Annotated in this window: 2 protein-coding genes; both read left to right on the top strand. The window is 43.5% G+C overall.

The window, feature by feature from the left end; translation table 11 throughout:
• Positions 1–72 precede the first annotated feature (72 nt).
• Positions 73–279 carry a hypothetical protein gene (locus I6E26_RS11000; protein ID WP_235321910.1) on the top strand — a complete coding sequence of 69 codons (207 nt, stop codon included), beginning with the start codon at positions 73–75 and terminating at the stop codon, positions 277–279.
• Positions 280–285: 6 nt separating this feature from the next.
• A complete protein-coding gene (locus I6E26_RS10995) occupies positions 286–903 on the top strand; it encodes a DDE-type integrase/transposase/recombinase (protein WP_235321909.1) in 618 nt (205 codons plus the stop codon).
• The last annotated feature ends 259 nt before the right edge of the window (positions 904–1,162 follow it).

The raw sequence follows: 1,162 nt of genomic DNA, 5'->3' as shown, positions 1-1,162 counted from the left end.
AGAAAAAATCATTCACTTTGTTTGAAATTTGCCCATAAAAAGAACCTCCTGCCATGAGGAGGTTCCAAAACTATGGCACGAAGTCAACGTAAGTACGATCATGAATACAAGGTTCAGGCAGTGAAGTTTGCACGTGAAATTGGTGGCGCTAAAGCATCCAAAGAATTAGGTGTTCCGGAGGGAACTATTCATACTTGGTTGAAAGCAGCCAACTCTGGAGGTATGGATATTGGAGAAGGATCCCATACTCCAGAATCCGCAATGAGTATTGCAGAATAGCTTGCAATGCTTCGCAAGAAAGTGAAAGATCAGGATTTGGCGGATGCTATGCGAGAAATCAATGCTGAAGATACCTGCAACGATACCTATGGTCGTATCCGAATGTATCAGGCACTACAGCTTAAGCAGCCAGAGGGCGTGCACATTCCAAGTGAGCGTACCGTTTATAGAGTCATGAAAGAGATTGGACTCAGCCATCGCCCTAAACGGAAGCCAAATGGTATTACCAAGGCAGATAAAGAAGCTCGTAAATCAGATGATCTCGTAAAACGGGATTTTACAGCAGATCAACCTCTGACCAAGTGTGTAACTGACATAACCGAGATTAAGGCTAAAGATGGTAAACTCTACGTATCTGGCATTTTTGATTGCTTCGATTCAGCTGTTCTTGGTCTGGCAATGGAGACAAACATGAAAGCTACTCTCTGCCAGCACACGGTCGAGAATGCTTATATGGCATATCCGGAGATCCGTGGGGCAATTCTTCATTCTTATCACGGGACACAGTACACCAGCGAACTCTATCGCACAACATTAGCCAAATATGGCATCGTTCAGAGTATGAATAGTGCTGGTGGACTTGCCATGATAATGCAAAATGCGAAAGCATGTGGGCTCGTCTGAAGAGTGAACTGCTCTACGACAGGGTCAACACTGAGGATTTGACGGTGGAGGAACTTAATGTTATGATCTGGAGATACTTCATCAGTTACTGGAACAATCGGAGGATCTGTACCGCCAATGGTGGTCTTCCTCCAATGATCAAGCGACAGAGATACTACGATTCTCTCCAGCTTGCAGCATAGTCCATGGTGCTATGTCAAGATTTAAAGCAAATTAAAATGAGAATTTTCCATCGAAAAATAAATATTTGTTCTCTAAG

The sequence above is a fragment of the Anaerovibrio lipolyticus genome (assembly GCF_021531495.1).
GTDB lineage: Bacteria > Bacillota > Negativicutes > Selenomonadales > Selenomonadaceae > Anaerovibrio.
Note: the sequence above shows the minus strand (reverse complement) of the source record. Positions and strands in the feature narration are given on the sequence as shown.

Coding starts and splice junctions, on each gene's coding strand:
- I6E26_RS11000 (WP_235321910.1), top strand. CDS start 73: ATGGCACGAAGTCAACGTAAGTACGATCATGAATACAAGGTTCAGGCA.
- I6E26_RS10995 (WP_235321909.1), top strand. CDS start 286: ATGCTTCGCAAGAAAGTGAAAGATCAGGATTTGGCGGATGCTATGCGA.